General features: G+C 70.2%; 20 protein-coding genes. 10 read left to right on the plus strand and 10 right to left on the minus strand.

Annotated features, from left to right (window positions below):
* Positions 1 to 27: 27 nt before the first annotated feature.
* From CCS38_RS21820 to CCS38_RS21835, 4 genes are read right to left on the minus strand one after another with little or no spacing between them, the layout of a single operon-like run.
* Positions 28 to 1,176: an XdhC family protein gene (locus tag CCS38_RS21820; RefSeq protein ID WP_223734992.1), complete on the minus strand. Its 1,149-nt coding sequence runs from the start codon at positions 1,174 to 1,176 to the stop codon at positions 28 to 30.
* On the minus strand, positions 1,169 to 3,334 hold the full coding sequence (locus CCS38_RS21825) for a xanthine dehydrogenase family protein molybdopterin-binding subunit (protein ID WP_223734993.1): 2,166 nt from the start codon (positions 3,332 to 3,334) through the stop codon (positions 1,169 to 1,171). Before CCS38_RS21825 ends, CCS38_RS21820 begins: the two co-directional genes overlap by 8 nt.
* On the minus strand, positions 3,331 to 4,326 hold the full coding sequence (locus CCS38_RS21830; RefSeq protein WP_223734994.1) for an FAD binding domain-containing protein: 996 nt from the start codon (positions 4,324 to 4,326) through the stop codon (positions 3,331 to 3,333). The genes CCS38_RS21825 and CCS38_RS21830 overlap by 4 nt, the downstream gene beginning before the upstream one ends.
* A complete protein-coding gene (locus CCS38_RS21835; protein ID WP_223734995.1) occupies positions 4,323 to 4,877 on the minus strand; it encodes a 2Fe-2S iron-sulfur cluster-binding protein in 555 nt (184 codons plus the stop codon). Before CCS38_RS21835 ends, CCS38_RS21830 begins: the two co-directional genes overlap by 4 nt.
* Positions 4,878 to 5,178: 301 nt before the next feature.
* On the opposite strand from CCS38_RS21835, the gene CCS38_RS21840 reads away from it, so the two are divergent.
* Positions 5,179 to 5,760 carry a TetR/AcrR family transcriptional regulator gene (locus tag CCS38_RS21840; protein ID WP_223734996.1) on the plus strand — a complete coding sequence of 194 codons (582 nt, stop codon included), beginning with the start codon at positions 5,179 to 5,181 and terminating at the stop codon, positions 5,758 to 5,760.
* Positions 5,761 to 5,872: 112 nt separating this feature from the next.
* Here CCS38_RS21840 and CCS38_RS21845 read toward each other — a convergent pair whose 3' ends face one another.
* Complete coding sequence (locus CCS38_RS21845) at positions 5,873 to 7,285, minus strand: MFS transporter (RefSeq protein ID WP_223734997.1); 1,413 nt, start codon at positions 7,283 to 7,285, stop codon at positions 5,873 to 5,875.
* Between the two features lie 297 nt (positions 7,286 to 7,582).
* Between CCS38_RS21845 and CCS38_RS21850 the strand changes: the two genes are divergently transcribed.
* The 3 genes from CCS38_RS21850 to CCS38_RS21860 are packed head-to-tail and all read left to right on the plus strand — an operon-like array spanning position 7,583 to position 11,917.
* Entirely contained in the window at positions 7,583 to 9,949 is a 2,367-nt protein-coding gene (locus CCS38_RS21850) for an arylsulfatase (RefSeq protein WP_223734998.1), read from the plus strand.
* Entirely contained in the window at positions 9,907 to 10,875 is a 969-nt protein-coding gene (locus tag CCS38_RS21855) for a formylglycine-generating enzyme family protein (RefSeq protein ID WP_504740351.1), read from the plus strand. The genes CCS38_RS21850 and CCS38_RS21855 overlap by 43 nt, the downstream gene beginning before the upstream one ends.
* A 43-nt stretch (positions 10,876 to 10,918) precedes the next feature.
* A complete protein-coding gene (locus tag CCS38_RS21860; RefSeq protein ID WP_223735000.1) occupies positions 10,919 to 11,917 on the plus strand; it encodes a LysR family transcriptional regulator in 999 nt (332 codons plus the stop codon).
* Here CCS38_RS21860 and CCS38_RS21865 read toward each other — a convergent pair.
* The 3 genes from CCS38_RS21865 to CCS38_RS21875 form a co-directional block, all read right to left on the minus strand.
* Complete coding sequence (locus CCS38_RS21865; protein ID WP_223735001.1) at positions 11,815 to 12,564, minus strand: SDR family oxidoreductase; 750 nt, start codon at positions 12,562 to 12,564, stop codon at positions 11,815 to 11,817. The two genes, CCS38_RS21860 and CCS38_RS21865, sit on opposite strands and share 103 nt — an antisense overlap.
* A 32-nt stretch (positions 12,565 to 12,596) precedes the next feature.
* A complete protein-coding gene (locus CCS38_RS21870) occupies positions 12,597 to 13,019 on the minus strand; it encodes a cupin domain-containing protein (RefSeq protein WP_223735002.1) in 423 nt (140 codons plus the stop codon).
* 105 nt (positions 13,020 to 13,124) lie between these two features.
* On the minus strand, positions 13,125 to 13,607 hold the full coding sequence (locus tag CCS38_RS21875; protein ID WP_223735003.1) for a DedA family protein: 483 nt from the start codon (positions 13,605 to 13,607) through the stop codon (positions 13,125 to 13,127).
* Positions 13,608 to 13,886: 279 nt separating this feature from the next.
* On the opposite strand from CCS38_RS21875, the gene CCS38_RS21880 reads away from it, so the two are divergent.
* The 5 genes from CCS38_RS21880 to CCS38_RS21900 all read left to right on the plus strand — a co-directional run bounded on the left by CCS38_RS21880 (position 13,887) and on the right by CCS38_RS21900 (position 20,417).
* Entirely contained in the window at positions 13,887 to 14,669 is a 783-nt protein-coding gene (locus CCS38_RS21880; RefSeq protein ID WP_223735004.1) for an IclR family transcriptional regulator, read from the plus strand.
* A gap of 145 nt (positions 14,670 to 14,814) precedes the next feature.
* Entirely contained in the window at positions 14,815 to 16,875 is a 2,061-nt protein-coding gene (locus CCS38_RS21885) for an NADH:flavin oxidoreductase (RefSeq protein WP_223735005.1), read from the plus strand.
* Between the two features lie 29 nt (positions 16,876 to 16,904).
* The gene (locus tag CCS38_RS21890) at positions 16,905 to 18,182 is read left to right on the plus strand and encodes an aromatic ring-hydroxylating oxygenase subunit alpha (protein ID WP_223735006.1); all 1,278 of its coding nucleotides are present in this window, start codon (positions 16,905 to 16,907) and stop codon (positions 18,180 to 18,182) included.
* Positions 18,179 to 19,282 carry an FAD-binding oxidoreductase gene (locus CCS38_RS21895; protein WP_223735007.1) on the plus strand — a complete coding sequence of 368 codons (1,104 nt, stop codon included), beginning with the start codon at positions 18,179 to 18,181 and terminating at the stop codon, positions 19,280 to 19,282. The genes CCS38_RS21890 and CCS38_RS21895 overlap by 4 nt, the downstream gene beginning before the upstream one ends.
* A 55-nt stretch (positions 19,283 to 19,337) precedes the next feature.
* On the plus strand, positions 19,338 to 20,417 hold the full coding sequence (locus tag CCS38_RS21900; RefSeq protein WP_223735008.1) for an alcohol dehydrogenase family protein: 1,080 nt from the start codon (positions 19,338 to 19,340) through the stop codon (positions 20,415 to 20,417).
* Positions 20,418 to 20,553: 136 nt separating this feature from the next.
* On the opposite strand, the gene CCS38_RS21905 is transcribed toward CCS38_RS21900, so the two are convergent.
* Positions 20,554 to 21,444 (minus strand): LysR family transcriptional regulator, encoded by an 891-nt coding sequence (locus CCS38_RS21905; RefSeq protein WP_223735009.1) that lies wholly within the window; start codon positions 21,442 to 21,444, stop codon positions 20,554 to 20,556.
* Positions 21,445 to 21,514: 70 nt separating this feature from the next.
* On the opposite strand from CCS38_RS21905, the gene CCS38_RS21910 reads away from it, so the two are divergent.
* Positions 21,515 to 22,126 carry a short chain dehydrogenase gene (locus CCS38_RS21910; RefSeq protein WP_223735010.1) on the plus strand — a complete coding sequence of 204 codons (612 nt, stop codon included), beginning with the start codon at positions 21,515 to 21,517 and terminating at the stop codon, positions 22,124 to 22,126.
* Position 22,127: 1 nt separating this feature from the next.
* Here the strand turns inward: CCS38_RS21910 and rutA are convergent, their stop codons facing one another.
* Positions 22,128 to 23,249, minus strand: a complete 1,122-nt coding sequence (gene rutA, locus CCS38_RS21915; RefSeq protein ID WP_223735011.1) for a pyrimidine utilization protein A — start codon at positions 23,247 to 23,249, stop codon at positions 22,128 to 22,130.
* Positions 23,250 to 23,325: the final 76 nt, after the last annotated feature.

Genomic DNA, 23,325 nt, shown 5'->3' on the forward strand with positions numbered 1-23,325 from the left:
TTCGTGGATACGTGGTGAGTCGGTGAGTCAGTGAGCGGTGCGGGCGGGGCGTTCACCACCGTGGATCGGGAACCGAGCCCCCGTCAGTGGTACCCCCGTCCCCCCGTGCCGGGTGGCGATGATTTCTGCTGCGATGGAGAGGGCGGTTTCTTCGGGGGTGCGGGCGCCGAGGTCGAGGCCGATCGGGGAGTGGAGGCGGGCGAGGTCGTGGTCGGTGAGGCCGGCTTCGCGGAGGCGGCGGTTGCGGTCCTCGTGGGTGCGGCGCGAGCCCATCGCGCCGATGAACGCGGCAGGTCGCCGCAGGGCCGTCGTCAGCAGGGGGACGTCGAATTTGGCGTCGTGGGTGAGTACGCACAGGACCGTGCGGTCGTCGGTGCCGGTGCGTTCGAGGTAGCGGTGCGGCCAGTCGACCACGATGTCGTCGGCCTCGGGGAAACGGGCCCGTGTGGCGAAGACGGCGCGTGCGTCGCACACGGTCACGTGGTAGCCGAGGAACTTGCCCGTGCGGACGAGTGCCGCGGCGAAGTCGATGGCACCGAAGACGATCATGCGGGGCGGCGGGACGCTCGATTCGACGAAGAGTGTGACGCCGCCCGGGCAGTGGGAGCCGTCCTCGGAGAGGTCGAGGGTGCCGGTGCGGCCCACGTCGAGCATGGCGCGGGCTTCGGCGGCGGCCGTGCGGTCCAGCTCCGCCGGTCCGCCGAGACCGCCCTCCGCACCGCCCTCGTACGAGCCGTCCGGGTGGACCAGGAGGGCCCTGCCCAGTAGTTCCGGTGGGCCCGCGGCCACGCGGGCCAGGGCCGTCGGCTCGCCCCGGGCCGCGCCGGACAGGGCGGCCGCGAGGACCGTCCTGTCCGGCGCGTCGGCGGGTACCGGTGTGACCAGGACCTCGATGACTCCGCCGCAGGTCAGGCCGACGGCGAAGGCGTCCTCGTCGCTGTAGCCGAAGCGTTCGCGTACCGTCGTGCCGTCCTGGAGGGCCTGGACGCACAGGTCGTACACGGCGCCTTCCACGCAGCCGCCGGAGACCGAGCCGATCGCCGTGCCCTCGCTGTCGACGGCGAGGGCGGCGCCGGGCCGGCGCGGCGCGCTGCCGCCCACGGCCACGACGCTCGCCACGGCGAACGCGCGGTCCTCACGCATCCACCGGTCCAGCTCGGCGGCGATGTCAAGCATCCGGGCCCTCGGCACCGGCCCCGGCACCAGCACCCGCACCGGCCGGCACGGCGGCGCCCGCCAGCAGGACGCGGTCCGGGCGGATCGGCAGGTGGCGATGGCGTACACCGGTCGCGTGCCAGACCGCGTTGGCGATGGCCGCGGCGGCTCCCACGATGCCGATCTCGCCGACGCCCTTGATCCCGACCGGGTCGTCCGCGTCCGTGTCCTCGACCCAGTCGGCCTCGATGAGTGGCACATCGGCGTTGGCGGCAACGTGGTAGCCCGCGAGGTCGGCGCCTACGTGGCCGCCGGAGGCCGCGTCCCGTACCGCTTCCTCGTGCAGCGCCATGGACAGGCCCCAGGTCATCCCGCCGATGAGCTGGCTGCGCGCGGTCAGCGGGTTGACGATGCGGCCCGCGGCGAAGATGCCGAGCATCCGGCGCACGCGGACCTCGCCGGTCGTGACGTCCACCGCGGTCTCGGCGAACTGTGCCCCGAAGGAGTACCGCTCCTTCTGGGCCAGCGCGGCGAGGGCCTCCGAGGTGTCCGACCGTACCGTGATGCCCTCGGGCGGGATGGTGCCGCCCAGCGCGAGCTGCTCCCGCAGGTCCTTCGCCGCGGCCGTGACCGCCCAGGCCCAGGAGCGGGTGCCCATCGAGCCGCCCGCGATCCACGCCGGGCCGAAGTCGCTGTCCGCGATCCGCGTGCGGACGCGGCCGGTCTCCACCTGCAGCGCGTCAGCGGCGATCTGGGTCAGCGCGGTGCGGGCACCGGTGCCGATGTCCGCCGCGTTGATCCGTACCGTGAAGGTGCCGTCCGCCTCCGCCGTGACGGCAGCGGTGGACGGGCCGGCGCCCGAGGGGAACGAGGCCGCCGCCACGCCCGTACCCAGCAGCCAGCGCCCTTCGCGGCGCACGCCGGGGCGCGGGTCGCGGTCGGCCCAGCCGAACCGGCGGGCGCCCTCCTCGAAGCAGGCGAGCAGGTTGCGGCTGCTGAACGGCAGGCCGGAGACGGGGCCCGCGTCCGGTTCGTTGCGGACCCGCAGCGCGATCGGGTCGACGCCGCACTTCTCGGCGAGTTCGTCGAGCGCGCACTCCATCGCGAAGGAGCCCGGCGCCTCGCCCGGCGCGCGCATGAAGGTCGGGGTGGGCACATCGAGGCGTACGACGCGGTTGACGGAGTGGTGCGCGTCGGAGGCGTACATCGAGCGCCCCACGTTGGCGCTCGGCTCGATGAATTCGTGCACGGTCGACGTGAGGTTCTGCGCCTCGTGGGCGAACGCGCGCAGCCGCCCGTCGGCGTCGGCGCCGAGCCGGATCCGCTGCACCGTGGGGCTGCGGTAGCCGGTGAGCGAGAACATCTGACGGCGGGTCAGTACGACGCGTACCGGACGCTGGAGCGTGGTCGCGGCCATCACCGCGCACACCTGGTGCGCGCGGATTCCCTTGGATCCGAAGCCGCCGCCGACGTGTTCGGACCGCACCCGCACCGAGGCCGGGTCGAGGGAGAACAGCTTCGCGAGCTCGTCCGCCACCCACATGGTGCCCTGGTTGGAGTCGACGACCTCGAGCCGGCCGTCCTCCCAGCGCGCCATCGCCGCGTGCGGCTCCAGCATCGAGTGGTGCTCTTCGGGCGTGGTGTACTCCGCGTCCAGGACGACGGCGGAGGCGGCGAGTTCGGCCTCGACGTCCCCCTTCTCCACCGCGGAGTTCTCCGGCGTGTACGTACCGTCCCGGCCGGCGGCGAACGCGATGTCGTGCGGTTTTTCGTCGTACTCCACCACCAGCGCCTCCGCGGCCTCCCTGGCCTGCTCGGAGGTCTCGGCGACAACCAGCGCTACCGGCCAGCCCAGGTACGGCACGCGGTCGTCCTGGAAGACGGCGAGGGTCGGGTCGGGCTTTCCGAGCAGCCCCACGTAGTCGGTGTCGAGGCGCGGCGCGTTGCCGTGGTGCAGGACGGACAGCACGCCGGGCATGGCCAGTACGGCGTCGGCGCCGACGGAGCGGATGCGGCCGCGGGCGACGGTGGAGAGCACCAGCCAGCCGTGGGCGAGTTCGGCGTAGGGGATCTCCCCCGCGTAGCGTGCGGCGCCGGTGACCTTGGCGACGCCCTCGATGCGCGTGTGCGCGGTGCCCACGGCGCCCGTCACCGCCGGGGTTCCGGTCATCGTGGTCATCGGGCGGCCTCCTCGGCGAGCTCAGTCAGTACGGCTGTGACGAGGTTGCGCATCAGTGTCACCTTGTATCCGTTGTCGGGCAGCGGCTCGGCGGCCGCCAGCTCGGCGTCCGCCGCGGCGGCGAAGGCTTCGGCGGTCGCGGGACCACCGGTCAGCTGCCGCTCGGCCGTCAGCGCACGCCACGGCCGGGACGCCACGGCGCCGAAGGCGAGGCGTACTTCGCGTACGGTGCCGTCCTCCTGCACGTCGAGGGCGGCGGCGACCGAGCCGATCGCGAAGGCGTAGGACGCGCGCTCGCGCACCTTGCGGTACCGCGAGACGGCGGCGACCGGCGCCGGGGGCAGGGTGACGCCGGTGATCAGCGCGCCGGCCGGCAGGGCGGTCTCCAGATGCGGGGTGTCGCCCACGGGGAGGTAGAACTCCGAGAGCGGCAACTCGTCCTTGCCGTCGGCGGTTTCGTACGTCACCACCGCGTCGAACGCGCTGAGCGCCACCCCCATGTCCGAGGGGTGGGTGGCCACGCAGTGCGCGGAGGCGCCGAGGATCGCGTGGTTGTGGTGCTCGCCCTCGATGGCGGGGCAACCGCTGCCGGGGACACGCTTGTTGCAGGGCTTGGCGGTGTCGGTGAAGTAGCCGCAGCGGGTGCGCTGGAGCAGATTTCCGCCGACCGTCGCCATGTTGCGCAGCTGGCCCGAGGCGCCGGCCAGTACGGCCTGCGCCAACGCCGGGTAACGGCGCCGTACTTCGGGGTGCGCCGCGAGGTCGCTGTTGGTGACCGTCGCACCGATGTGCAGACCGCCGTCGTCCGTCGCCTCGATGCGGTCGAGGGGCAGGTCCCGTACGTCGATGAGCAGCCCGGGGCGCTCCACGCCGGTCTTCATCAGGTCGACGAGGTTGGTGCCGCCGCCGAGGTAGCGCGCGTCGGGCTCGGCGCCGAGCAGCGCGACCGCGCCGGGGACGTCGAGGACGCGCTGGTAACCGAATTCCTTCATACCGCGGCCTCCACTCCGGCCGCGCGCGCGACCGCCTGGACGATGGACACATACGCACCGCAGCGGCACAGGTTGCCGCTCATCCGTTCCCGGATCTCGTCTGCGGTGAGCGGCGGCGGTCCCGCTTCGGGCCGCACGTCGTCGGTGACGGCGCTCGGCCAGCCCGCCGCGTGCTCCTCGATCACGGCGAGGGCCGAACAGATCTGGCCCGGCGTGCAGTAGCCGCACTGGTAACCGTCGAGGTCGACGAACGCCTGCTGTACCGGGTGCAGTTGGTCGCCGTCGGCCACGCCTTCGATGGTGGTGATCTCGCGCCCCTCGGCGGCCACCGCGAGCTGCAGACAGGACACGGCCCGCCGCCCGTCGAGCAGCACCGTGCAGGCGCCGCACTGCCCCTGGTCGCACCCCTTCTTCGTACCTGTCAGATCGAGCCGCTCGCGCAGCGCGTCGAGCAGGGTGGTGCGGTGGTCGACGGGCAGCGTGTACTTCTCTCCGTTGACGTGCAAGGTGATGGCGCTGGACGTCGAGGCGCTGGACGTCGGTGTGGCCATGAACAGCCTTCTTTCGCGTGTGTGGTGCGCGGTGAGTATCGGTGTGTCGTGCGGGGTACGTGGTGGGCGACGAGGCGCGGGGCACGAATGGCGGGCTCGGCCGGGCGGAGGGCCGTACAGTCCCGTCACGCAGGCTCTGAACCGGTCTCGGTCACCACCGGGCGTCCACTCCCCCGTAATCTGCCGCTATGGTGAGTCTAAGCGGACAACTGTCCGCAACCATGGAACCTATCGGACAGCTGTCCGCTTAGCAAGGCCCGCCCGGCGGTGAATCCGTCCGCGGTTCTCGGAAGGAGGACGAGTGCAGCAGCCGAACGACCCACCACTGCGCTCGGACGCGCAACGGAATCGCGAGCGCATCCTGGAAGTGGCACTGGCCGAACTGACGCGCTCGGCGGACGCCCCGCTGAGCACGATCGCGAAGAAGGCGGGCGTCGGGCAGGGGACCTTCTACCGGAACTTCCCGAACCGCGAGGCGCTCGTCCTGGAGGTCTACCGCTACGAGATGCAGCAGGTCGCCGACGCCGCGGCCCAGCTGCTCGAAACCCGTCCGCCGGACCAGGCGCTGCGGGAGTGGATGAGCCGCCTTGCCCAGTACGCGATGGCCAAGGCCGGCCTGGCCGACGCGATGCGCAAGGCCACCTGCTCCCAGGGCAGCCTGGCCGGCCTGGGGCACGCCCCGCTGACCTCGGCCGTCACGCTCCTGCTGAGCGCGAATGAGGAGGCCGGCACCATCCGCCCCGGGGTGACCCCCGACGACTTCCTGCTCGCCATCGCCGGCCTCTGGCAGATCGGCGCCCACGGCGACTGGGAGTCCCGCGCCACCCGCCTTCTGGACCTCGTGATGGCCGGTCTGCGGGCCGGCGCGCCGGGACGGCCGTGAACCACGCCCGGCCGCCCCGAAGGCCCGGTGAACACAGGTGGCCACTCCCCGTCGTCCGGGGAGCAGCCGGGAATGTCCTGTGCCAGTAAATTTGATTCGGTGACAGGGGTGTTCAGGAGGCGCGATGCGCGCCGGGTGCGGCCAGTGGGTCGGGGTCGTCCTTCGTAGCCGCAGTCACGGACGGCCGGGTGGGGCCGCCGTCGCCCGCGGCGTCCTCCAGGGTCCGGCCGCGGGTCTCCTCGGCCCAGGCGATGCATGCGACCAGTCCGACCGCGGTGATCGCCACCCCGGCGTACATCGTTCCGGACACTCCCCAGTGCACCAGCGACATCGGCACCAGGTAGGTGCCGACGGCGGCTCCGATCTTGCTGAGCGCCACCACCATGCCCACCGCGGTGGCCCGGATCGAGGTGGGGAACAGCTCGTTGGGGTAGAGCCATTCCAGGATGCCCGGCGCTCCGGCGAAGAAGGCGTACAGCGAGAAGCAGCCGAGCACCACCGCGACGGGCGCGTCGTTCCACAGCCCCAGGACCAGCAGGGGAAGTGTCATCAGCCCGAAGGACCACGTGATCATCGGGCGGCGGCCCACGGACTCCAGCAGCCGCATCGCCGGTATGCAGCCCACCAGGAACAGCAGGCTCACCAGCGCCGAGCCCACGGTGCCGATCGTGAGCGCGTCGAACCCGAACGCGCCGAGCAGCTGCGGGCCGAAGACATAGATGGCCCACATCGGGACCACCTGGCAGGTGTAGAAGAGCGAAACGAACAGCAGGCGCCGCAGGTAGACCCCGCGGAAGAGGGCGCGGATGCTGCCGCGCCGGATGCCCTCCGTACGGGCGGTCAGCAGCTGCTCCCGGCTGACGTCCGCCCCGAGGACGGACCGGATCAGCTCGCGTGCCTCGTCGACGCGACCCTTGTCGATGAGCCACCGCGGCGACTCGGGGGTGCCGTGCCGCAGGGCGAGCACGATCGCGCTGAGGACGGCGGAGCTGGCGAGCATCCAGCGCCAGCCGCCCTCGGGGACGGCGAGCGTGATGAGGTAGCCGACCACGTACGCGGCCATCGCACCGAAGTACCAGGCCATGATGACCCATCCCATGGCACGGACGCGCTGCCGGCGCGGACACCACTCGGTGAGCAGCGCCGTCGCGATCGGGTAGTCGGCGCCGATCGCGAAGCCGATCAGGAAGCGCAGGGCGACGATCTGCCATGGCTCGGTGGTGACGAGGGACGCCAGCGAGGCGACGAACAGCGTGGCGAGGTCGATGGTGTACATCGTCCGCCGGCCGACGACATCGGCCAGCGGGCCGATCAGCAGTCCGCCGAAGAACATGCCGACGATCGCGGCGACACCGATCAGCGCGGCGGTGGAGCCGCTCAACTCCAGATCCCGGGTGATGTCGCCGAGCGCGACGCCGACGATGCTGAGCAGGTAGCCATCGAGCAACGGCCCGCCGCAGCAGGCCACGAGCAGCTTGCGGTGGAAAGCGCCCACTGGCGCTTCTTCGATCACATCGATCTTCACATCGGGCTCCTCGAATTTCTTCGAATTTTCCAGGCTCTTTCATCGGCATCGATGGAAATCGAAAGTGGCATTCCCGCCGCGCGCGGTCAACAAGGCAACCGCAATCAAACGGGGCGGCAGACCGCTCCGGCGCACCCTGTCGGCGCCTCCGCTGGCGGTATAAAAGATTTCTACTGCCTGCATTCATAATGCGTTCCGACGGTTTTCCGCCGCGCGGTTGACCGGGCCGGTAGCGGCTGTCACTTTACTTGCACCGCAGGTCACCGACTCCCCGGAAATCTGTAGAAGGAGAGGCACATGACCGAGTTCGACGCCGGACGGCACGTACTCCCCCGGCCCGATGCGCGTCCGCCGCTGACCACCGTGCTGGACGTGCACGACCAGGAGGCGCCTTTCACTCCTGTCGGTCCGGTGCCTCCCCCGGAGAATGCCCCGAACGTGGTGATCGTGCTGGTCGACGACCTCGGTTTTGGCACTTCCAGCGCATTCGGCGGGCCTTGTGAGATGCCGACCGCCGAGAAACTCGCCGACAACGGCCTGCGTTACACCCGTTTTCATGTGACGGCGCTGTGCTCGCCGACTCGGCAGGCCCTGCTGACGGGGCGCAATCACCACTCGGTCGGCATGGGCGGCACCACCGAGATGGCCACCGCGGCGCCCGGGTACAACGGATTCCGGCCGCGGAGTGCGGCGACGACAGCCCAGATACTGCAGGGCAACGGCTACAGCACCGCGGCGTTCGGCAAATGGCACCAGACGCCGCCGCGCGAGATCAGCGCGGTCGGACCGTTCGACCGCTGGCCGACCGGCGAAGGCTTCGACACCTTCTACGGTTTCATGGGCGCCGAGATGAATCACTGGTACCCGTTGCTGTACCGGGGCACCACCCCGGTCGAGCCGGACCGCCGTCCCGAGGACGGTTACCACCTCACCGAGGACCTCGTCGACCACGCCATCGAGTGGGTGCGCACGCAGCGCACACTGACCCCCGACCGGCCGTTCTTCACCTACCTCGCGCTCGGTGCCGCGCACGCTCCCCTGCACGTCGGCCCCGAATGGCAGGAGAAGTACCGCGGCCGCTTCGACCACGGCTGGGACCGGCAACGGGAAATCACCCTGCAGCGGCAGAAGAAACTCGGCGTCGTCCCCGAGGACACGGAACTCGCCAACTGGGCCGAGGGCGTGCCGCATTGGGACGATCTCACCGAGAATCAGCGGCGCCTCGCGGCCCGGTTCATGGAGACCTTCGCCGGGTTCACCGAACATGCCGATGTGCAGGTCGGCAGGTTCACCGCCGCGCTGGAAGAGCTCGGCGAGCTGGACAACACACTGTTCCTCTACATCCTCGGTGACAACGGCGCTTCGGGGGAGGGCGGGATCGAAGGAACGGTCGTCGAGCACCGGCTGGGGCACGGTGTCGTGGACGACCCGGACGAGATGATCGAGCACATCGACGAGATCGGCGGCCCCCGCAGCTATCCGATCGCCCCGGCCGGCTGGGCGCTGGCCCTGAACACGCCCTACCAGTGGACCAAGCAGGTCGCCTCGCATCTCGGCGGCACCCGGGACGGCATGATCCTGCACTGGCCGCGCGGGGGTGCCGAGCGCGGTGGGCTCCGGCACCAGTTCACCCACGTGATCGATGTGCTGCCGACGGTACTGGACTGTGTGGGCGTCCCGGCGCCGTTCAGCGTCGACGGGGTACCGCAACAGCCCATCGAGGGAACGAGCATGCGGGAGACGCTCGCCGATCCGCACGCGCCCGAGCGGCACCGGACGCAGTACTTCGAGATGTGCGGCAATCGCGGCATTTACCACGAGGGATGGATGGCGGTCACCCGCCACGGCGTGCCGTGGGAGATGGTACCGACGCACGGCCGTCGGTTCGCCGACGACATCTGGGAACTGTACGACCTGAACAACGACTGGAGCCAGGCACACGATCTCGCCGCCGAATACCCGGATAAATTGCGGGAGTTGCAGGATCTGTTCCTGATCGAAGCGGCGAAGTACCAGGTCTTCCCGCTGGACGACCGCGTCACCGAGCGGGAGAACCCCGCCGTGGCCGGACGCATCGACCTGCTCGGCGACCGGACGTCCGTGACCTACCGCGGCGGGATGCGGCGGTTCACCGAGGAGACCACACCCAACGTCAAGAACCGCTCGCACAGCATCACCGCCGACATCGACGTACCGGACACGGTGGCAGTGGCCGATGGCGTGCTCGTCGCACAGGGCGGCCGGTTCGGCGGCTGGTCCCTGTACGTGGCGGACGGCAAGCCGTCCTATGTCTACAACTACTTCGGGATGCACCTGTACACCGTGCGCAGTGGGGCGGCGTTGGGACCGGGGCGGCACGAGGTGCGGCTGGAGTTCGACTACGACGGCGGAGGTCTCGGTAAGGGCGGGACCGCCGTGCTCGTGGTGGACGGTGAGAAGCAGGCGACCGGGCGGGTCGAGCAGACCATTCCGTACTACTTCTCCTTCGACGAGACGCTGAACGTCGGAGTGGATCTGAGTACACCGGTGACCGACGACTACCCGGTCATCGACAACGAGTTCACCGGGACGATCCACTCCGTACGCATCGACCTGGACGCCGAGGCCACCGACCCGGCCGAGTGCGACGGCGGACTGCACCGGCGTGTGATGGGGGCACAGTGAGCTGCTGCGCACCGTCCGGCGGTGGTGCTTCCGGCGGCGGTGGGCGGGCCACGGTCCGCCCACCGGCTCCGGAATCCTCCCGCCGGGCGACGACCGAGGGCATGGTGGCGGTGCCCGCCGGTACGTTCCTCATGGGCAGCGAGGACGCACTCGCCTACCCCGCCGATGGCGAGGGCCCGGTCCGGACAGTGCAGGTCGACGCCTTCTGGATCGATGCCTGCGCGGTGTCCAACGCGGACTTCGGCCGGTTCACCGCGGAAACGGGATACCGCACCGGTGCCGAGCGGATCGGCTGGTCGTTCGTCTTCGCCGGTCTGCTCCCGGACGACTTCCCGCCCACCCGCGGCGTGGTGAGCGCGCCGTGGTGGCGCCAGGTCGAGGGCGCCGACTGGCGGCACCCGGAAGGGCCGCACTCCACCGTGGCCGGCCGGCCGGACCATCCCGTCGTCCACCTCGACTGGCACGACGCCCGTGCCTACTGCGCCTGGGCCGGCAAGCGGCTGCCCACGGAGGCGGAGTGGGAACGGGCCGCCCGAGGGGGCCTGCACGGCAAGGTGTTCCCCTGGGGCGATGAACTCGCACCGGGCGGGCAGCACCGGATGAACGTGTGGCAGGGCGACTTCCCCGCGCACAACACCGAAGCCGATGGCCGGTACGGCACCTGCCCGGTGACCGCCTTCGAGCCGAACGGGTTCGGCCTGTACAACACGACCGGCAACGTCTGGGAGTGGTGCGCGGACCGTTTCGCGTCGCGCGCCGGCGGCTCGCATCCGTCGCCGCACCGGCCGGAGCGCGTCGCCAAGGGCGGCTCCTACCTCTGTCACGAGTCCTACTGCCGTCGGTACCGTGTCGCCGCACGGCAAGGGCTGACCCCGGATTCGGCCATCGGCAACGTGGGTTTCCGGTGTGCTCTGGACGCGGCTTGACCCCGGGCCGTAAACAGAGGGCTGTCACGACGATGGGAAGACAGTGGAACGACGCCAGCTGGAGTACTTCGTCGCCGTCGTCGAACACCGTGGCTTCACCGCGGCCGCGCACGCCCTCCACGTCGCACAGCCGTCGCTCTCCCACTCGATCCGGGCGCTGGAACGCGAACTGGGAGGCAGCCTTTTCCACCGCCTGCCGCACGGCGTCGCCCTCACCTCGGCGGGCGAGGCGCTCGTGGGGCCTGCCCTCCGGGTGCTGCGCGACCTGTCCACGGCCACTTCGTCGGTGCGCGAGGTGCTCGGTCTCAGCGGCGGGCGGCTGGACATCGTCTCTCAGACCACCCTGGCGGTCGACCCGCTGGCCGACATGCTGGGCCGTTTCCACACCGCCCATCCCAAGGTCACCGTGCGTGTCATCGACCCGGAGCGGAGCTCCGAGGTCGTGCAGATGGTGCGCACCGGCCAGTGTGAACTGGGGCTGGTGGACGCTTCCGTGGAGGCAACGGCGGCCGCTTCGGACCTGTGCGGGACCGAACTCCCCGAGCAGGAGATGCATGTGGTGCTGCCGCCGGACCACCCCCATCCGCAGCCGAGCACCATCGGCCTGCGGGAACTGGCCGCGCTCGACCTCATCGTCACACCGCCGGGAACGGCCACCCGGGACACCCTCGACGAGGTGTGCGCCAAAGCCGACACCACACCGCGGATCGTGGTGGAAACGGCGCACCGGGCGATGATCGTGCCACTGGTGCTCGCCGGCGCCGGAGCGGCCCTGCTGACGACATCAATGGCCGCCGACGCCGCCCTCCGCGGAGCCCGGATGCTGTCCACCCGCCCGCGGTTGCTGCGGCGCGGCAGGCTGGTGTGGCGGTCGGGCCCACTGGCGCCGGCCGCCCAGGCGTTCGTCGACCTCGCGTGTCGTACTCAGGAGGAGCGGCTTCAGGAAGAGCGGCGCAGCCAGTCGTCGAAGTGGGTTGCGGCCGGGCGGGCGCGGCCGTCGTCGGGGACGAGACTGCGCTCGGCCAGCTCGGAACCGAAGTAGCGGGCGTGCGGGTCGGGGACGACGGTGCGCGGGTCGTGCCAGGCGCGCAGCGCTTCGGCGATGAGCTCGTCGAAGCGGAACTGCTGGGGTCCGGCCACCTCGATGGTGCCCTTCAACGGGGCTTCGACGGCGGCCCTGGACACTGCTTCGGCGACATCGTCGGCCGCCATGGGCCGGCAGAGCACGGGCGGTACGCGCACGGTGTCGCCCTCGGTGGCGGTGTCGGCGATGCCCTTGATGAATTCGAAGAACTGCGTCGCGCGGACGATCGTGTAAGGGATCGGCCCCTGTTTGATCAGCTGTTCCTGGGCCACCTTCGCCCGGAAGTAGCCGTTGTCGGGCAGGTCGTCGATGCCGACGATCGACAGCGCCAGGTGGTGCGCGACGCCTGCCGTCTGTTCAGCAGCCAGCAGGTTGCGGGTGGAGGTGGTGAAGAAGTCCAGTACGGCCGAAGGCTCGAAGGAGGGCGAGTTGGCGACGTCCACGACCACTTCCGCCCCGGCCAGTGCGGTGGCGAGGCCCTCGCCGGTGAGGGTGTTGACGCCCGTGCCGGGCGCGGCGGGCACCGCCTCGTGCCCGCGGTCGTTGAGCTTGCCGACCACTTTGCTGCCGATGAGGCCGGTGCCTCCGATGACCACGATCTTCACGTCGCGTGCTCCTTGCCGGGGGCGGACGTTCGTCAGGACGGCCGGGGTGCGCGCAGGTGCGCACGCCGCTTCAGTTCGTCGTCATCGACCAGGACGAGCATGGGCTGTTCCGGCACGCAGAGCATGGTGACGAGGAAGCGCAGACGCGTGTCGGTGCGGCTGTTGCCGTCCTGGTAGTGGATGACGTCGCCGCCCGGCTCCCAGAACGTTTCGCCGGCGCGGACGATCCGCTCCGGCTCGCCCTCCAGCTCGAAACGCATCTCGCCCTCCAGCACATAGCCGAAGGCCGGTCCGGAGTGGCGGTGCGGCGGAGCGCCCGGGTCGCCGGGCGGATACTCGATCTGTACGGTCATCACGTGCGCGCCCTCCGGGATGGCGGGCGGGGTGGCCTCCTGCAGCACGGTGAGCGCGGTTTTCCACGCTTCCGAGCGCGGCTGCTCGCCGGTTTCGGGCATGACCGATCCTCCTGCAGTGCCGGTGCGACGGCTCGCTGGCATCCCCGAGGGGAGCTCCATTCTTCAGAGCCCCCACTTGCTCGGTGAGCGCCGATCCGGACACCTTCAGGCGTCTTCGGCCGCGGCCTCCCGGGGCTCCGACGCGGTGCTTCTTCTCCGGTACACCACGACACCGCACACCGCGAGGAGCAGGGCGGCGACCGCGGCCACGCCGAGGGCCGTGTGCTCGGCGAACAGTCTGGTGAGCATTTCGAGTGCGCCGAGCCCGGCGGTCGCGTAGACCAGCGCCCAGCCCGCTCCCCCCACGAACAGCGCGGGGAGGTAGCGCGACAGGGGCATGCGCATGCTTCCGGCGAGGAAGTTGGCGGCGGTCTGGAAGCCGACGGTCAGGAAGGAGACGGCCACCACCGGGGCGCCCCACCGCTGGATCGCCCGCTCGGCACGTTGGAACTTGGCCGAGGAGATCCGCCCGGCGAGCCTGCCGCGCCGTGCACCGGCACCGGCGAGCCACCCGACGGCGAACGTCCCGCCGGCTCGCAGCAGCACGATGACGTAGAGACCGGCGGCCGTGAGCGCGACCTTATCCACGACGCCTCGCCTTCGGCGCCGCGCGTACGAGCCTGGTCTCCATGTCTCACCTGCGGTCTGTTCTGCCGGTTCCGTCCCTGCGCCCGTGCGGGGGCGGCACCGGTCCCCGAGCCCGGCGCAGAGTGCCGCTGCACCTGGGACATTCCGGGCAAAGTCTCCCACCAGAACCACCCGGCACAGCCAGGTTAACCGAACGCCCGTACACGGAGTACAGGGCGCCCCCGGCCGCGCGCCGACAGGGCCCGAGGCCCGGCCAGGCTGCTCGGATAGGCTTCCGGCATGAGCAGCAAGGGTCGGGCGCGCGACACGTCGGTGCAGTCGGTGGATCGAGCCGTCTCGATTCTGCAAGTACTGGCCGTACAGGGTCCGTCCGGCGTCACCGACATCGCGGAGGCCCTGGGGGTCCACAAGTCGACCGTGTTCCGGCTGCTCGCCACCCTTGAGGCCCGGGGCCTCGTCGAGCAGGACAGCGAGCGCGGGCGGTACCGCATCGGCTACACCGTGGTGGAGCTCGCGGGCGGGGCGACCAAGGGAAGCGATCTGTCGCTGCTGAGCCGTCCGATCTGCCAGGAGCTCGCCGCGGCCGTCGGCGAGACGGTGAACGTGGTGGTGCACGACGGGCAATCGATCATCAGCGTGGACCAGGTGATCAGCAGCGCGGCCATCACCAGCATCGACTGGGTCGGCAAGCGCACGCCCATCCACGCGACCTCCGCGGGCAAGGTCTTCCTGGCGCACATGCCCCAGGACGAGGCCGCCGAGATCCTCGCGCAGCCACTGGAGAAGTTCACCCCGCACACCATCACGGACCCGGCGCTCCTCAAGGAGGAGCTGCAGACCGTCCGTGAACTGGGTTACGGCGCCACGAGCGAGGAGCACGAGATCGGGCTGGCCGCCCTCTCGGCCCCCATCAGGTCCCTGAACGGGCAAGTGATCGCCGCCGTGACCATCTCCGGTCCGACGTTCCGCATCAACGACCACACGATTCCCCGGCTCGCCGAGCAGCTCATCGAGGCCGGCGACAAGATCTCGTGGCGTAAGGGCTACCTCAGGCGCGGCTGACCGCAGCACGGTCGATCACCCTGCGGAAGGGGTTGACGACGGGGACGCTCAGGCCGCACATTTGTCTCGCATAGCGTATCTGTTTCGCATTGCGAAACGAGGCCAGTCGTCGTCAGCCAGCCACAGAGCTTCCCTAGGAGCGGTTGTGCGCGCACAGACCATGACCATGGATCCCCTGCTCCAGCCCTTCCGGCTGAAGCACCTCACCCTGCGCAACCGGGTGGTCAGCACCTCCCACGAACCGGCGTTCGGGGAGGACGGCCTGCCCAAGGACCGCTACCGGGCCTACCACCTCGAAAAGGCACGCGGCGGGGTCGGCCTGACGATGATCGGCGGCTCCGCGGTCGTCTCCCCGGACAGCCCGCCCTCGTTCGGCAATCTGCTGTTGTACCGGGACGAGATCGTGCCGTGGCTGCGCAGGCTCGCCGACGATGTGCACGGCGCGGGCGCGGCCGTGATGTGCCAGGTCACCCATCTCGGACGGCGTACCGGCAATTACTCCGGTGACTGGCTGCCGGTGGTGTCCGCGTCACCGCTGCGCGAGCCCGCGCACCGGGCGTTCCCCAAGGCCGCCGAGCCCTGGGACCTCGACCGCATCCTCGCCGACTATGTCGCCGCGGCACAGCGCTGCCGGGCGGGCGGGCTGGACGGCATCGAGCTCCAGTCCTACGGCCACTTCCTCGACAGCTTCCTGTCGCCCGCGACGAACCGGCGCGACGACGAACTCGGTGGCAGCCCGGAAAACCGTATGGCCTTCCCCCGCCGGGTGATCCGCGCCGTACGCGAGGCCGTCGGCCCGGACTTCGTCGTCGGTATCCGGATGGCACTCGACGAAGCCCTCCCCGGCGGCCTGCCCCCCGACGAGGCGTTGGCAGCGGCGGAGCAATTCAGCGCCGACGGCATCGACTTCATCAGCGCCATCCGCGGCACCATCGAAAGCGACGCCTCCCTGGCGAAGACGATCCCGTCCATGGGTACGCCGTCCGCGCCGTACCTGGAGTTCACCGGCGAGGTCAGGCGCCGCCTGGACATCCCGGTGATGCACGCGGCCCGCATCGCGGACGTGGCCACCGCGCGGTACGCCATTCGCGAAGGGCTGCTGGACCTCGTCGGCATGACCCGGGCCCAGATCGCCGATCCGCATCTGGTGGCCAAGATCGCTTCCGGTCGGGAGGACCGCATCCGGCCCTGCGTCGGGGCGAGTTACTGCCTGGACGCGATCTACGACTCCGGCGATACCAAGTGCATCCACAATCCGGCCACCGGACGCGAACTCCAAGTGCCCCACACCATCACCCCTGCCCTCGGCCGCCGCAGGAAGGCGGTGATCGTCGGGGCCGGACCGGCCGGACTCGAAGCCGCCCGTGTCCTGGGCGAACGCGGCCACGACGTCGTGCTGTTCGAGGCGAGCGACGAGCCCGGCGGCCAGGTGCGGCTCGCCGCACAGAACCCCCGCCGCCGCGACCTGCTCGGCATCGTCGACTGGCGGGTCGCCGAGTGCAAACACCTCGGTGTCGACCTGCGCCTGGGGGCGTATGCCGAGGCCCCGGACGTACTCGCCGAACACCCCGACCTCGTCATCGTCGCCACCGGAGGGCTGCCCAACCGGTCCTTCCTCACCGAGGGCGAGGACCTGGTCGCCGACACATGGGACGTGATGTCCGGCTCGCTGCGGCCCCGGAGTGCCGGGGAGGTACTGGTCTACGACGACCACGGCGGCTATCCGGCGATGGACGCCGTGGAACTGCTGGCCCCGGCCGGCGCCCGGCTGCACTACGTCACACCGGAACGCACGCTGGCACCGGACGTCGGCAGCATGAACTCGCCCGCGTATCTGAAGGCATTCACCGTGCACGGCGTCGCCACCACCCTCGCCCAGCGGCTGCGCTCCGTGCGCCGCAGCGGGGACGGGCGCCTCACCGCGACCCTGTACAGCGAGTACACCGAGGCCGAGACCGAACGGGTCGTCGACCACGTCGTGGTCGAGCACGGCACTCTCCCCAACGACGAGCTGTACACCGACCTGCTGCCCGGCTCCCGCAACCTCGGTGAGGTCGACCACCGCGCCCTGCTCGCGCACGAGGAACAGACGGTCGTACGCAACGACACGGGCCGGTACCAGCTGTTCCGCATCGGTGACGCGGTCACCAGCCGCAACATCCACGCCGCCGTCTACGACGCCCTGCGGCTGTGCCTGCCGGTCTGACGGAGCCGACGAGACCTGGGAGAGATGAGATGAACGCACCCACGCCTGTCACGAGCGCCGCCGACCTCGTCGCCCGACGCGCCGTCGGCCACAGCCTCGAAGCGCCCTTCTACCTCAGCGACGAGTTCTTCGGCCTCGACATCGAAGCCGTCTTCGCCCGCAGCTGGCTCTTCGCCGCCGCGGAGGCCGAACTCCCCGAGTCCGGCGACTACATCACGGTCACCGTGGGGCCGTACTCCGTCATCATCGTCCGCGACGACGACGAGGAAGTGCGGGCTTTCCACAACGTCTGCCGGCACCGGGGCGCACGCATCCTCAACGAGGAACGCGGCTCCGTGGGCAACATCGTTTGCGGTTACCACCACTGGACGTACGGCGTGGACGGCACGCTGCTGCACGCCGAGTCGCAGGCGCCCGGCTTCGACCCCTCGTGCTTCGGCCTCAGGGCCGTGCATGTCCGCACCGTCGCCGGCCTCGTCTTCCTCTGCCTCGCCGCGCAGCCGCCCGCCGACTTCGATGAGATGGCACAGCGCGTCGAGCCCTACATCGCCCCGCACAACCTGCGGCACGCGAAGGTCGCGCAGCAGATCGACCTCGTCGAGCACGCCAACTGGAAGCTCACGATGGAGAACAACCGGGAGTGTTACCACTGCGCCGGCCACCCCGAGCTCCAGCGCTGCTACTTCCCCCTCTACAACTTCACGGAGGAGACCGTCCCGCCGGCCCTCCGCCCGACCTACGAGCGCTTCCTGCGGGCCGAAGCGGAGGCACACGCGACCTACGAATCGCTGGGCCTGCCCTACGCGACGATCGAGGAACTGGACAACCGTCCCACTGGCTTCCGTATCCAGCGCGAACCGCTCGACCTCGCCGGTGAGTCCTTCACCGCGGACGGCAAGGCCGCGGTCAAGCGGCTGCTGGCCGACTTCCCCACGGCCCGCCTCGGCCGCCTCGGCTTCCATCTGCAGCCCAACGCCTGGTTCCACTTCGCGGCGGACCACGCGGTCACCTTCTCCGTCATCCCGCTCGCGCCGGACCGCACCCTCGTACGGACCACCTGGCTGGTGCACGCCGACGCCGTGGAGGGCGTCGACTACGACGTCGACTCCCTGACCCACGTATGGGCTGCCACCAACGAACAGGACGCGGCCTTCGTCGCCCGCGCCCACCAGGGCATCAACAGCCCCGCTTACGTGCCCGGCCCCTACAGCCCGACAGAATCCCAGGTCGAGGACTTCGTCAACTGGTACATCACCCGGCTGACGGCATACCTGAAGACGGACATGAAGGCACCCCTGGAGCGATGATGACGACAGCGGCGATGACGACCGGGAGCCTCCCGCCCGCCTGGGGCGACGGGATGCTGGTGTGCAAGCAGGTCCACGACGTCACCGCCGACGTCCGGACCTTCGTCTTCGAACCCACCGAGCCCCGGCTGTTCCGGCACGACCCCGGCCAGTTCCTCACCCTCGTACTCGACATCGACGGCCGTCCCGTCGAGCGCTGCTACACCATCTCCTCACCGCCCACCCGCCCCGACCTCGTGACGATCACGGTGAAACGAGTCCCGGGCGGACTGGTCTCCAACTGGCTCCACGACCATCTGACCCCGGGCACCACCGTGCGGGCGCGGGGCCCGCTCGGCCGGTTCTCCCTCGTCCGGCACCCGGCGCCGAAGTACCTCTTCCTCTCGGCGGGCAGTGGTGTGACGCCCATGATGTCGATGACCCGGACGCTGTACGACCTGGCGCACCCCGTTGATGTGGTGTTCGTCCACAGCGCCCGCACCTTCGACGACATCATCTTCCGTCGCGAACTCGAATTCATCGCGGCCACCGCACCCCACTTCCGTGTGGTCCACGTCCTCGACGACCGCGGCGAGCAGCTGCATACGGAAATGCTCCGGGAGGTCGCCCCGGACTTCCTCGACCGCGAGGTGTTTACCTGCGGGCCCGTCGGCTACATGGAAGCGGTGCGACGCATGCTCTCCACGGAGGGCTTCGACATGGCCCGCTACCACGAGGAGAGCTTCACTTTCGAAGAGCCGGCCGTCCCCGAGCACGACACCGTGCAGTCCGTGCAGTCCGTGCAGTCCGTGCAGTCCGTGCAGTCCGTGCAGTCCGTGCAGTCCGTGCAGTCCGGCCAGGGGTACAAGGTCGAGTTCGCCCGCAGCGGGCGCACGATCGACTGCGACGCGGGCACCCCCGTCCTCGCCGCCGCGTCCCGCGCGGGCCTCACCCTGCCGGCCTCGTGCACGCGGGGCATGTGCGGCACATGCAAGACCACATTGCTCGCCGGCTCGGTCGACATGCAGCACAACGGCGGTATCCGCCCCCGGGAAATCGCCAACAATAAGATCCTGCTCTGCTGCTCGAAACCGCGGGACCATCTGGTGATCGACGCATGACGCAGGCTTCCCCTGCGGAGAAGTGAAGGGAACCCGAATTTTGTTGCCGAGCACAATGACCGCCGTCCTCCTCACGGGCCATGGCGGGATCGAAATGCTCCAGTACCGGACGGACGTACCCGTTCCTCGCCCCGAGCCGGGTGAGGTGCTCATCCAGGTCGCTGCCGCCGGGATCAACAACACCGACATCAATACGCGGATCGGGTGGTATTCCAAGGCCGTTACCGCCGAGACCGGAAAGGGCGGAGCAGTCGGTTTTGACACCGTCGACAAGGTGGACGCCACCTGGTCGGGTACGGCGCTCGAATTCCCGCGGATCCAGGGTGCGGACGTCTGCGGCCGAATCGTCGAGGCCGGTGAGGGAGTGCCGCGCGAGCGCATCGGCGAACGAGTCCTCGTACGGAACATGCTGCGCACGCCCGTCGAGTACCGGCCGTTCGAGTGCTGGACCTTCGGCAGCGAATGCGACGGAGGGTTCGCGCAGTTCGCGGTCGCTCCGTCGCGGGACACCTATGCCGTGCACAGCGACTGGAGCGACGCGGAACTCGCGGCTGTGCCGTGTGCCTATTCCACGGCGGAGGGCATGCTGCACCGGGCCGCTGTGGGGCCGGAGCGCGTACTGGTGACCGGGGCCTCAGGGGGCGTGGGCCTCGCCGCTGTGCAGCTCGCGAAGAGGCGGGGCGCGACGGTGATTGCCGTGTGTTCGGCGGCGAAGGCTGCCGATGTCAAGGCACAGGGCGCTGATCGGACCATTGATCGCGGCGCGGACCTGGTCGGCGTCCTCGGCGCAGGCTCTCTCGACGTGGTGATCGATCTCGTGGGCGGCTCCCAGGTGCCGCGGTTGCTGGAACTGTTGCGCCCCGGTGGGCGGTACGCCATCGCCGGCGCCATCGGAGGGCCGCTCGCGGAGATCGATCTGCGCACGCTGTATCTCAAGGACCTTTCGCTCTTCGGCTGCACGTTCCAAGAGGACGAAGTATTCGAGAATCTCATCGGATACATCGAACGCGGCGAAGTGCGGCCGGTTGTCTCTCGCACGTACCCCCTCGCGGACATTGCTCGCGCGCAGGAAGACTTCCTCGGCAAGAAACACCCCGGAAAGCTGGTGCTCATTCCGCCCGCCGCGCATGACTGAACGCATCGTCATTTCGCCGCAAGTGCTCGTCGCCCGGGGCGGCCGGAGACGGCGGCTCGTGGACCTGCGGGTAATCCTCCGCGACGGCGCGGTCGAGTTGCTGGCCGGGTGCCCGCCGCCCGGCTCCGGGCCGGAGTCACAGGGCGGCGGAAGCGGGTCGGCCGCTCTCCCAGACGTGCCGCTCCGTGTGCCGACGGAAGGCATCGACCGCCGGATGGGCCGGGCGCGCGTGCCAGGCCAGGTGGACAGTGACCGGGTCGGCGTCGCGCACCGGCAGGTACTGCACGCCGGGATGCGGGTGCTGGTACACGGTGCCCTCCGCCGTCACGCCGACCGCCGCACCGGTCGCGATCGTCGTCAGCCACTCGTCCACACCCGGCACGGTCACCGTGCGCGGCCGCCGCCCCGCCGGCCACAGCTCGGCGCTGGTCGTCGCGGCCGTCGCACACAACGCCACCGTCTCCGTACCCAGCTCCGCGAGATCCACCTCCGCGCGGTCCGCGAGCGGATGCCCCACCGGCACGGCGGCCATCCGGCGCTCACGGGCCAGCGCGCGATGCACCACATGCGGGTCGCCCGGCGCCGGACGCAGCCGCAGGAACGCCAGGTCCGCCTCGCCGCGGCGGAGCAGCGCCGCCGGATCGTCGGCCCGCCGGATCTGCACCGGAACTTCGGGACACCGCTCGCGCCAGGCGCGCAGCAGCGGCACGGTGTGGCTGCCCAGCGCCGCCCAGGCGAAGGCCAGCCGCAGGGGGCGCGGCGCGGCCTGCCCGGCGGCGTCGGCGAGGGCGTCGTCGAGCTGGCCGAGGATCCGGTGCGCGTTCTCCCACAGCCTCGTCCCCGGCTCGGTCAGCCGCAGGCTGCGCGTCGTGCGCTCCACCAGCCGTACGCCGAGGCGCTGTTCGAGCTGGGCAAGGGTGCGCGAGAGCGCGGGCTGGGTGATGTGCAGCGTGTGGGCGGCTCCCGTCAGGGTGCCCTCGTCGCCGATCGCCGCCAGGGCCCGCAGATGACGCAGCTCCACATTCATAGCCGACAAGCATAAGCAGTGCGCAGACGGCATTTCCCCGGCCCTGCGGTGCCCGCCTAGCGTGACCGCCATGACGAACCGGCAGCAGAACATCCTCCTGATCGGCGCGAGCGGCACCCTCGGCAGCGCCGTGCACCGGACCCTCACCGACCGCGGCCACAAGGTCCGAACGGTCGGCCGTACCTCGGGCGACCTGCGCTTCGACATCACCGACCCGGCGCAGATCACCGCACTCTACGAGGCGGCCGGACCGCTGGACGCGGTGGTCGGCGCGGCCGGCTCGGCGCCGTTCAAGCCGCTGGCCGAACTCGGCCCCGACTGCTGGCAGGCCGCCTTCACCGGCAAGGCGCTCTCCCAGATCGAGCTGGTCCGCCAGGGCCTCGCTCACGTAGCCGAGCGCGGCTCCTTCACGCTGATCACCGGCGTACTCACCCACGAGCCGATCCGCACCGGCGCCGCCGCTTCCATGGCCAACGGGGCCGTCGAGTCCTTCGTCCGCGCCGCCGCGATCGAGATCGCCCCGCAGCGGGTGAACGCGGTCTCCCCCAACGTCGTCACCGAGTCCCTGGACAGCTACGGCGACTACTTCCCCGGCATGGGCTCGGTGTCCGCGGACCGTGTCGCCCAGGCGTACGTGCGGTCGGTGGAGGGGGCGCAGACGGGACAGATCTACCGGCTCTGACTCACGACGTCTCCACCGACCACCCGGACCGCTCCGACCGCTCCGACCGCTCCGAACGCTCCGAACGTGACTTCATCAGCGGCTGAATGCGCGTGCCGAAGTTCTCCATTCCTTCGAGGAAGTCGTCGAAGACCAGCATGATCCCCTTGGTCCCGGGGACCTCGGCGATCTCGTCCAGCATCCTCGCCACGGTCTCGTACGAGCCGACGAGCGTGCCCATGTTGAAGTTCACGGCGCCTTCGGGCAACGAGATGGTCCGGGCGGTGGCCGAGTCGTCGTCCGTCGCGTCCGCGGCCGTCTCCCCCGCCATGTACGCCAGCGCGGCGAGATCGGCGTGGTCGTGATAGTCCTGCCACTTCGCGCGGGCGGCCTCGTCGGTCTCGTCGGCGATGACCATGAACAGCGGCAGTGCCCCGACATCGCGCCCCGTCGCCTCCGCCGCGTCCACGAGCGCGGCGGTGGTGTCCGACAGCGCGAGCGGGGTGTTGACCCCGCTGCCCAGAATGAAGTTGTAGTCGGCGTGCTCGGCGGCGAACCGCATTCCGGTACTGCTCTGACCGGCGGCGACGATGTCGATATGACCGTTCTCCGGCCGCGGCGACAGCACGCAGCCGTCCATCTCGTAGAACTCGCCCTTGAAGTCGCTGACGCCCTCGCTCCACAGCTCCTTCATGACACTGACGTACTCGGCGGCCCGTGCGTAGCGGTTGCCGAAATGCTCGTCGCCGGGCCACAGGCCCATCTGCGTGTACTCACCCGGCGCCCAGCCGGTGACGATGTTGACCCCGAACCGCCCGGGAGCGATGGAGTCCACCGTGACGGCCATCCGCGCGACCATCGCCGGGTGCAGGGCGAGGATCGGCGTGGAGGCGTACAGCTTGATCCGCTCGGTCACCGCGGCCAGCCCGGCCATCAGCGTGAACGACTCGAGACAGTGGTCCCAGAACTCCGTCTCGCCCCCGAAGCCCTTGAGCTTGATCATCGACAGGGCGAAGTCGAGCCCGTGCTCCTCGGCCTTCTGCACTAATGCCTTGTTCAGCTCGAAGGTCGGCATGTACTGCGGAGAGCTCTTCGATATGAGCCAGCCGTTGTTGCCGATGGGGATGAAGACGCCGATGTCCATGCCGCTCCTTACGGGTCGGGGAGAGTCGTGCAGGGGCTTCCGTTCCATGATCGCAGAGGCACCCGGTCACCCGCTG

The sequence above is a fragment of the Streptomyces purpurogeneiscleroticus genome (assembly GCF_020024005.1).
Classification (GTDB): Bacteria; Actinomycetota; Actinomycetes; order Streptomycetales; family Streptomycetaceae; genus Streptomyces; species Streptomyces purpurogeneiscleroticus.

What these genes read in the sequence shown, in the direction of transcription:
- CCS38_RS21820 (WP_223734992.1), bottom strand. Translation starts at nt 1,176, where the DNA reads ATGCTTGACATCGCCGCCGAGCTGGACCGGTGGATGCGTGAGGACCGC.
- CCS38_RS21825 (WP_223734993.1), bottom strand. Translation starts at nt 3,334, where the DNA reads ATGACCACGATGACCGGAACCCCGGCGGTGACGGGCGCCGTGGGCACC.
- CCS38_RS21830 (WP_223734994.1), bottom strand. Translation starts at nt 4,326, where the DNA reads ATGAAGGAATTCGGTTACCAGCGCGTCCTCGACGTCCCCGGCGCGGTC.
- CCS38_RS21835 (WP_223734995.1), bottom strand. Translation starts at nt 4,877, where the DNA reads ATGGCCACACCGACGTCCAGCGCCTCGACGTCCAGCGCCATCACCTTG.
- CCS38_RS21850 (WP_223734998.1), top strand. Translation starts at nt 7,583, where the DNA reads ATGACCGAGTTCGACGCCGGACGGCACGTACTCCCCCGGCCCGATGCG.
- CCS38_RS21870 (WP_223735002.1), bottom strand. Translation starts at nt 13,019, where the DNA reads ATGCCCGAAACCGGCGAGCAGCCGCGCTCGGAAGCGTGGAAAACCGCG.
- CCS38_RS21880 (WP_223735004.1), top strand. Translation starts at nt 13,887, where the DNA reads ATGAGCAGCAAGGGTCGGGCGCGCGACACGTCGGTGCAGTCGGTGGAT.
- CCS38_RS21890 (WP_223735006.1), top strand. Translation starts at nt 16,905, where the DNA reads ATGAACGCACCCACGCCTGTCACGAGCGCCGCCGACCTCGTCGCCCGA.
- CCS38_RS21895 (WP_223735007.1), top strand. Translation starts at nt 18,179, where the DNA reads ATGATGACGACAGCGGCGATGACGACCGGGAGCCTCCCGCCCGCCTGG.
- CCS38_RS21900 (WP_223735008.1), top strand. Translation starts at nt 19,338, where the DNA reads ATGACCGCCGTCCTCCTCACGGGCCATGGCGGGATCGAAATGCTCCAG.
- CCS38_RS21905 (WP_223735009.1), bottom strand. Translation starts at nt 21,444, where the DNA reads ATGAATGTGGAGCTGCGTCATCTGCGGGCCCTGGCGGCGATCGGCGAC.
- CCS38_RS21910 (WP_223735010.1), top strand. Translation starts at nt 21,515, where the DNA reads ATGACGAACCGGCAGCAGAACATCCTCCTGATCGGCGCGAGCGGCACC.
- rutA (WP_223735011.1), bottom strand. Translation starts at nt 23,249, where the DNA reads ATGGACATCGGCGTCTTCATCCCCATCGGCAACAACGGCTGGCTCATA.